The organism is Kribbella sp. DT2, assembly GCF_049844575.1.
Lineage (GTDB): Bacteria > Actinomycetota > Actinomycetes > Propionibacteriales > Kribbellaceae > Kribbella.
The window spans coordinates 398,981-406,760 of the sequence record NZ_JBNCLH010000009.1 but is presented as its reverse complement, the minus strand read 5'-3'; the positions used below and the strand labels follow the sequence as shown (position 1 = coordinate 406,760).

Here is a 7,780-nt window from a genome sequence, read left to right as displayed (position 1 = left end):
CTGACCTACCTCGGCGGAGTACTCCTCGCCGCCATGATCACCCACCACCGCATCCACAATTAGCAGACACGCCCTAGTCGAGGTGGAAGCCCAGTTCGCGAGCGGCCTTGGTGGGAACGGGATCGGCCCACCGGTTGGTGTAGTTGACCGAGGTCGCCAGCGACCGCGGCTCCAGCTTGTCGACGTACACGACCCCGCTCAGGTGATCGGTCTCGTGCTGGAAGATCCGGGCCTGCCACCCGGACAGCGCCCGCTTCCGCCGCTCGCCGGTCAGGTCGGTGTAGACCGCGTCGACCTTCAGCGCCCGGTTCACCACGCCGGTGTACCCGGGCATGCTCAGGCACCCTTCGTAGAACCCCCGCCGCGTCCGGCCGACCGCCTCGTACGACGGGTTGAGCGCCGCGAAGAACTCGAGCGGGTACCGCTCCCGCGCCTCGGCGACCTCCTCGTCCACGGTCGCCGGGTCCTCCATCACAGCCATCCGCAGCGGCACCCCGACCTGCGGCGCGGCCAGCCCGACCCCGGGCGCGGCCAGCATCGTCCGCCTGAGCAGCTCGACGAACTCGGTCAGCAGGTCGCCGTCCAGCTGGCCGTCGTACGGGTCGGCCTTGCGGCGCAGCACCGGGTCGCCGAGCGCCACGATCGGCGCGACGTCGTCCCGGTACAGCTCGACCAGCGCCTCGACGCGGTCCTTCACGGTGCTCGTTGTGCTCATGGCTCCTCGAGAGGTGGTCGCGTGGGCGGTCAACGGTGCGACCAGCGAGCTCGTGAGCAGGACTCGACGGGACACCCGCACGGTTCACTCCGATCGGTCGGTTTCACCCCAGCAGCTTAAGATCGTATACATGAGCAAAGGGCCCGTGACGCGCTACAAGGTCGAGGTGCAGGACGGCGCGAAGACGTCCCGGCGCGAGGACGTCGTCGTCACCGAGGAGCCGCTCGAGCTGCGGCTGGAGTGGCCCGGCCGACCGCCCGAACCGCTCGTCATCACGATGCGGACGCCGGGCTCCGACTTCGAGCTCGCGGCCGGGTTCTGCCTGGCCGAGGGCTTCGCCGTCCGGCCGGACGCGATCCGTACCGTCGCCTACTGCACCGACGCCGTGCTGACCCGCGAGCAGCAGTTCAACACCGTGACGGTCACCTTCGACGGCCCGCCGGACCGCGAACCTCCGCAGCGGTACGGCGTGACCTCGGCCGCGTGCGGCGTCTGCGGCCAGCAGAGCCTCGACGAGCTGGCCGAGCGTTCCTACGACCCCGTCGACCCGGTCGAGGCGCCGCTCGACCTCGTACTGCGGCTGCCCGACCTGCTGCGCGACGCCCAGCCCACGTTCGGCCGGACCGGCGGGCTGCACGCGGCCGGGCTGTTCACCGCCGACGGCCGCAAGGTGGTCGTCAAGGAGGACGTCGGCCGGCACAACGCCGTCGACAAGGTGGTCGGCTGGACCGTGCTCAACCAGCACAGCCGCGAGGGTCTCGTGCTCGCGCTCAGCGGCCGCGCCGGGTACGAGCTGGTCCAGAAGTCGGTCGCCGCCGGGATCGGCATGATCGTCGCGGTCGGCGCGCCGTCCAGCCTCGCTGTCGATCTCGCGCGCAGGTTCGGCATCACGCTGGCCGGCTTCACCCGCGGCGAGCGCTGTGTGATCTACAGCGCACCCGAACGCATACTCAGGTAGCAGACCCATCCGCCAGGGTGTCTGCTCCGAAGCTCATCCGACCGCGATTGCGACGAGCGAAGAGGATGCCCGTGAGCGAGGAGTCGACAGCCCTCCCGTGGCCGGTGGTGACCGGTACCGGCGGTACGACGCCTGCCGAGCTGATGGCTCGGGTGGCGCGCGGTGACACCGACGCGTTCTCGGTCCTGTACGACCAGATGGTGCCGCGGGTGTTCGGGCTGATCCGGCGCGTGCTGCGCAACCCGGCCCAGTCCGAGGAGGTCACCCAGGAGGTGATGGTCGAGGTCTGGCGGACCGCCACCCGGTACGACGCCGACCGCGGCTCCCCGACGTCCTGGATCCTGACGATGGCGCACCGGCGCGCGATCGACCGGGTCCGGTCCGAGCAGTCGGCCACCGACCGGGAGCAGGCGGTCGCGGCGGCCAGCAGCACCACGGCGTACGACGAGGTGGCCGAAGCGGTCACCACGAACCTGGAGGTCGAGCAGGTCCGCCACTGCCTGTCGGCCCTGACCGAGCTGCAACGCGAGTCGGTGACGCTGGCCTACTACGGCGGCTACTCCTACCGCGAGGTGGCCGAACTGCTGGACGCGAAGCTGGCGACGATCAAAGCGCGGATGCGCGACGGCCTGATCCGGCTGCGCGACTGCCTGGGTGTGACGGGGAGGTGAGGGCCATGACGACACCGGACGCGCACATGCTGACCGGTCCCTACGTACTGAACGCTTTGCCCGAGGACGAGCGGATCGGATTCGAGGATCACCTCGCCGACTGCTCGTCGTGCCGGTCCGAGGTCGCGGAGCTGCGCGAAGCGGCCAACAAGCTCGGTACGGCGGTCGCGACGCCGCCGCCGGCCGCGCTGAAGGCGCGCGTGCTGTCGGAGATCGCCGCGACACGGCAACTGCCGCCGATCGTCCGCGACACCGAAACCCTCGAGGCCGCGCCGGTCGCTGCCGGCACGCATCGCAAGCCTCGCCGTAGGAGCCGCTCGATGCTCGCCCTGGCCGCAGCCGCTCTCGCGGTCGCAGCCACCGGCGGGATCGCCATCGACCAGTACCGCGACAGCCAGAGCGCCGAGCAGCAGAACCAGGACCTCGCGGGCCTGCTCGCCCAGCCCGACGCCCGGACCGCCCGCGCGCAGGTCACCGGCGGCGGCAACGCGGCCGTGGTCATGTCAGCAGGCCAGGACCGAGCCATCGTGCTCCTGCGAGGCCTGTCCAAGCTCCCCGACGGCAAGACCTACCAGCTCTGGCTGATGGACAAGTCCCTCACCCCGCACTCGGCCGGCCTGGCCACCCCCGAAGCGACCAGGCTGATCACCGGCGGCATCAAGGACAAGACCGCCCTCGGCATCACCGTCGAGAACGCCCCCGGCGCCGTCACCCCCACCGAGCCCATCATCGCCATGGTCCAGATGGCCTAGCGTGGACCTGTGCGTCTGGCAACAACCACGTGGGGAGCAGGCGATCGCGTAGCCCTGCTCCTCCACGGCATGCTCGGATCAGCCGCCCAGTACTGGCAGCTCGGTCCAGCGCTCGCCACCCGCGGCTATCGAGCTGTCGCCGTCGACCTCCCCGGTCACGGCGACTCTCCATCAGCCACCAGCTTCCGGTCGGTAGTCGACTCAGTGACCGAGACCATGGGCAGCCAACCCGACCTGGCGATCGGACACTCCTTCGGCGGGGCTGTCCTCGCCGCTGCTCTTCCCACGTTCAGACCGGCCAAGGTGGTCTACGTGGACATCCCCTTCACCTCGGACTCACAGCCGCCTGACCCGGTGCAGCTTCGCCAGGACCTGGAAGCAGCGAAGGCAGGCCGCACGGCGGACTCCCTTCGGCACACGAGGCCCGAGTGGTCGGAGCAGGACCGCATCGTCGAGGCGGACGCAGCCCGGCGGTTCGACGTCGGTACGGCGGTGGCGGTCAACCTCACGTACGCCGCAGGCCCGTTCCCCGCACCGCAGACTGTTGTGCCCTCGTTGCTGGTCTGCCCGGAGCCCACCGCTATGTGTCAGTCGCGCGAGCTGCTGAGCTGAGGGTGCTCGGGTTCGAGGTGCAGTCGGTGCCTGGCGCCGGGCACTGCGTCTGGTACGGCCGGGTGCCCGAGTTCATTCGAGTCCTGGATGACTGGCTCACTGCAGCTTGATGAAGGTTGCCTTGGGGACGTACTCGTAGCGGTCGGGCATGCAGGTCAGGATGATGACCTGGCCGTGGTCGCCGGCGCGGCCGAGCAGGGTGCCCATGTCGCGCAGGCGGGCCTTGTCGGACCAGCCGAGGGCGTCGTCGAAGATGACGGGGACGCTGTTCTCGGTGGTGCTGACCAGGTGGCTGATCGCCAGGCGGGTGATGATCGCCAGCTGCTCCTGGGCGCCGGTCGACAGGGACTCGATGCGCAGGCGGTTGCCGTCGAGCTCGCGTTCGGCGACGGCCAGGTCGTCGTCGAGCCAGACCCGGAAGGTCGGGCCGTAGACGCTGCGGCCGAGGGCCTCGATCCTGGTTTGCAAGGGCTCCGAGTACTTCGTCTGCGCCGCAGCCCGGTGCCGTCCCAGCGTCTCGTGCACCCGCCGTGCGGCCTCGGCCCGGCGCTGCAGGTTCTCGTGCTCGGCCCGTACGGCGGACAGCTCCAGCTCCGCCGTGTCCTGCCGGGTCGCCAGCCCGTCCCGGCCCGACTGCTCCAGCCGGCCTTCCGTCGTACGGAGTGAATCGCGGAGCGTGTCCCGCTCACCCTGCAAGCGCCCAGCGACCGCCAGCGCATCAGCCAGCTCGCCCTCGACGCGGTCCGCACCAGCAGCGTCCACCTGCTCCTGTACGGCGGTCAGCTCGTCCAGCACGGCCTCCACCTCACCGGTGGCCTTCTCCTCCGACGCATCGACGTCCTCGTCGGCCAGCACCGCCCGAGCCGACTCCAGCTCAGCCGTCGCCGCGGCAACGCGCTCCGCCGCCAGCTCCGCCCGGGCCCGCGCCTGCTGCGCCTCGGAGCGGTCCTCGTCGGCCGCCTTGCGCGCCTGCGCCGCCGCGAACTCCGCGTCGGCCAGCAACCGCTCCGCCGTCGCCAGCTCGGCCCGCGCGTCCTCCAGCGCCCGCTGCGCCCCCGACAGGTCGTCCGGCGCCAGCGGCTCCGGCATCACCATGTCCTCGAAGTCGAAGGCGTCCTCGGCGAACTCCTCGAACAGCGACATCTGCCCCGGCACGTTCTCCACCGCGGGCTGCTGCTTGCCCTTCGGCGCCTCCTCCTCGGCAGGCTCGTCGCCGAACACCCCCAACCGCGCCGCCAGCAAGGCGATCCGCTCCCCCGGGTCACCGCCGGCCGTCAGCGATCGCTCGGTCCGCCGGGCCTCCTGCAGCTCCGCCGACGCCGTGTCGCTCTTCCGCAGCAGCTCCCGCGCCGCGGGCAGGTCACGGACCTTGGCCCGCTTCAGCAGATCCGTCTCACGTCGTACGGCCTCGTCGACGAGTGACCGCAGCGAGGCCGCGTCGCCACCGGCGCGGACGGTCACCTCCAGCTGCTCCGGTACGCCGATGTGCAGCTCGCCGGACACCAGCATCGACAGCTCAGCGCCTTCGGCCAGTTGCCGCGGCACGTCAGCGCCGTGAGCATCCAGCCCGGTCCCTTCCAGCGAGACCTCCGCAGCACCGAGCCGTCGTACGAGCACATCCGGTACGCCGGCCGCCAGCGCCGCCCGCGCCTCGACGACCTTCGCCCGCGCGTCCTCCAGCTCAGCGACCAGCGCGTCGGTCACCTTGATCCCGTCGAGCACCCGCGACGCCGCGGCGATCCGCGTCCGCACGTCGGCCAGCTCGGTCTGCTGCCCGGTCAGCCGGTCCAGCTCGGCGCGGTCCATCAGCTCGGACACCCGCTGCTCGGCATGCTGTACGTCGCCGCGCCGGTCGTCCTTGAGCTCGACCACCTCGGCCAGCGCGGCCTCCGCGGCATGCAGCGTGTCGGTGGACGCCTTCGCGACCTTGTCCGCCTCGGCCCGCAGCTCAGCCAGCTCACCGGCGGCCAGCGTGAACCGCTCGACCTCGGACAGCAGCCGCTCGCGCTCCAGCCGGGTCCGCGTGTGGTTCTCCAGCCGGGCCCGCGCCGTCTCGGCCCGGGCGCGCACCGAGTCCCGCCGCAGCAGGATCTCGTCGGTCTCCTTCTTGCGGACCCGCAGCTCCTCGACCGACTTGAGGTGCTCGGCCAGCCGGGTGGTGAGGTCCTCGAGATCGAGAGCCAGCCGCTCGGCGCGGCGGATGTCGGCGACGACCTCCTCCATCGCCTTCGCGGCCTGCGCGGACCGCAGCTCGGCCGCGGTCACCGCCTGGGCCGACTTGGCGAAGTCACCGGTCGGACGGCCGCGCGGGGTCCAGTACCGAAGGAACTCGTGCTCGACCGCGGAGACCAGCGGCATCGACGCGCCGTCGACCGGCGTACCGGACTCGGCCGTGACCGCGGTGATCAGCGGCTCGGCGTCCGCCGGGGTCGGGAGGATCAGCGACTGTCCCTGGCTGACCATGAGCGTCTGCCAGAGCACCGGGTCGACGTTCTCGTTGAAGAGCCGCTCGGCCTCGTTGTGCGCCTCGCGACCGGTGAACGTCTGGCGGCGGCCGTCCGGCGTGATCACCGACAGCTCGGTGGACCGGTTCTTCAGCCAGCGCTTGGTGTAGGTCAGCTCGCGGCCGCCCAGCGTCAGCTCGACGGTCACCTCGGGCGCGACGTCGTGGCCGACCGGCTGGACGTCGGCGATCCGCTTGGACTTGGAGTCGTCGGGGAAGTCGAAGACCAGCGCGAACGCCTCGACCAGGCTGGACTTGCCGACCTCGTTGTCGCCGACCACGACGGTGGTGCCGATCGCGGGCAGCTGAACGGTGCGCTCCGCGACGCCACGGAAGTTCCGCAGCGTCAGGCTGTGCAATCTCATCCGGCGTCCCTGGCCAGTCTGTGCATCAAGGTCAGCGCCGCACCGGCCGACTCGTCCCCACCGGCCAGCGCCTGCCGCAGCTCTTCCATCGCGGCCCGGGCCGGACCGCTCAGCTGCAACGCATCCAGGTCGGCGGCCTCGGGTGCCGGCCGGACAGTCCAGAACTTCGGCCACTTCTCGACGCTGGCGAACACCTCGCCCAGCGCGTCGATCGTCGCGTCCAGCCGACTCATCAGCGGCAACGGCAGCGAGCCGTCCGCGGCCAGCCGGACGTACGTCCGCTCCTTGTCCGGCAGCTCGGCGAACCAGTCCTCCAGCGCCTTCAGCGACTCCTCGCCGTCCAGCTCGGCGTGGTGCTCGACCATGTGCCACGCACCGACCCGCTGCGGCTCGACGGTGATGCCGTCCCCGGCGAGCGTCACGGCCAGCACGTTGCCGGGGTGCGTCTCCTCCGGCGCGGTGACCTCCTGCGTCCCGGAGAACCAGATCCGCTCGGTCACCTCGGTCATCGAGTGCCGGTCGCCGAGTCCGACGTACTGCAGCCGGCCGTCCTCGACCGCGGCCTCGAGCGCCGCCTGGTCGATGGTCGGTACGTCGGACATGCCGCCGCTCAGGCTGGTCAGCTGCCCGTGCGCGAGCAGGATCCGCCGGTTCTTGGAGGGCTTCAGCCCGGCGTACCCGGGAGCCGCCGGGTCGGACACCGGCCGGCGCGAACGCCAGGGCGCTCCGACGATCTCGACGCCCGGTACCACCTCGTACGGCGACTCGTCGACAACGACGGTGACATGGTCCGGCTTGTGTGCGGCCCACTGGGCCGACGTCCACAGCGAGCCCGGCTCGAGCGCGTCGTGGTTGCCCGGGAGCAGCACGACGGGCACCGGGATCCGCTTCAGCGCCTCGCACGCGCGCAGGATCGTCTGCCGCTCGACCTGGTTGTGCTCGAACACGTCCCCGGTGACCACCAGGAACCGCGCGCCGGTGCGTTCCGCGACCTCACCGATCCGCGCGACAGCGTCCAGCCGCGCCTGACCCCACCGGGCCTGACCGTCCGGCCCCAGGAACCGGCGCATCATCCCCAGCTGCCAGTCCGAACTGTGCAGAAACGTGATCGATTCGTCCATCGCGCGAGAACGCTAACCCGACCCACCGACCAGCGCCCAACCCAACACACCCACAACCCCTCGACCGCCCGGCATCCGAACAC

The 7,780-nt window shown here is 71.2% G+C and carries 7 protein-coding genes; 4 read left to right on the top strand and 3 right to left on the bottom strand.

Annotated elements, in window-relative coordinates; translation table 11 throughout:
* Positions 1-73: 73 nt before the first annotated feature.
* Entirely contained in the window at positions 74-715 is a 642-nt protein-coding gene (locus ACLQ2O_RS34100; protein WP_425840150.1) for a peptide deformylase, read from the bottom strand.
* A 130-nt stretch (positions 716-845) separates the two neighbouring features.
* Between ACLQ2O_RS34100 and fdhD the strand changes: the two genes are divergently transcribed.
* From fdhD to ACLQ2O_RS34080, 4 genes are all read left to right on the top strand, one after another.
* Positions 846-1,673, top strand: coding sequence for a formate dehydrogenase accessory sulfurtransferase FdhD (fdhD, locus tag ACLQ2O_RS34095; RefSeq protein ID WP_425840147.1), 828 nt, complete (start codon positions 846-848; stop codon positions 1,671-1,673).
* A gap of 71 nt (positions 1,674-1,744) precedes the next feature.
* Entirely contained in the window at positions 1,745-2,344 is a 600-nt protein-coding gene (locus ACLQ2O_RS34090; RefSeq protein ID WP_425840144.1) for a sigma-70 family RNA polymerase sigma factor, read from the top strand.
* A 5-nt stretch (positions 2,345-2,349) separates the two neighbouring features.
* Positions 2,350-3,096 (top strand): anti-sigma factor, encoded by a 747-nt coding sequence (locus tag ACLQ2O_RS34085; protein WP_425840141.1) that lies wholly within the window; start codon positions 2,350-2,352, stop codon positions 3,094-3,096.
* 9 nt (positions 3,097-3,105) lie between these two features.
* Positions 3,106-3,708 carry an alpha/beta fold hydrolase gene (locus ACLQ2O_RS34080; protein WP_425840138.1) on the top strand — a complete coding sequence of 201 codons (603 nt, stop codon included), beginning with the start codon at positions 3,106-3,108 and terminating at the stop codon, positions 3,706-3,708.
* Between the two features lie 96 nt (positions 3,709-3,804).
* Here ACLQ2O_RS34080 and ACLQ2O_RS34075 read toward each other — a convergent pair whose 3' ends face one another.
* Together ACLQ2O_RS34075 and ACLQ2O_RS34070 are read right to left on the bottom strand one after the other, a co-directional pair.
* Positions 3,805-6,576, bottom strand: a complete 2,772-nt coding sequence (locus ACLQ2O_RS34075; RefSeq protein ID WP_425840135.1) for an AAA family ATPase — start codon at positions 6,574-6,576, stop codon at positions 3,805-3,807.
* Positions 6,573-7,697 carry a metallophosphoesterase family protein gene (locus ACLQ2O_RS34070; RefSeq protein ID WP_425840132.1) on the bottom strand — a complete coding sequence of 375 codons (1,125 nt, stop codon included), beginning with the start codon at positions 7,695-7,697 and terminating at the stop codon, positions 6,573-6,575. Before ACLQ2O_RS34070 ends, ACLQ2O_RS34075 begins: the two co-directional genes overlap by 4 nt.
* Positions 7,698-7,780 lie beyond the last annotated feature (83 nt).

Bases quoted from the DNA above. Each gene is read 5' to 3' on its own strand.
- ACLQ2O_RS34100 (WP_425840150.1), bottom strand. From the start codon at position 715: ATGAGCACAACGAGCACCGTGAAGGACCGCGTCGAGGCGCTGGTCGAG.
- fdhD (WP_425840147.1), top strand. From the start codon at position 846: ATGAGCAAAGGGCCCGTGACGCGCTACAAGGTCGAGGTGCAGGACGGC.
- ACLQ2O_RS34085 (WP_425840141.1), top strand. From the start codon at position 2,350: ATGACGACACCGGACGCGCACATGCTGACCGGTCCCTACGTACTGAAC.
- ACLQ2O_RS34075 (WP_425840135.1), bottom strand. From the start codon at position 6,576: ATGAGATTGCACAGCCTGACGCTGCGGAACTTCCGTGGCGTCGCGGAG.
- ACLQ2O_RS34070 (WP_425840132.1), bottom strand. From the start codon at position 7,697: ATGGACGAATCGATCACGTTTCTGCACAGTTCGGACTGGCAGCTGGGG.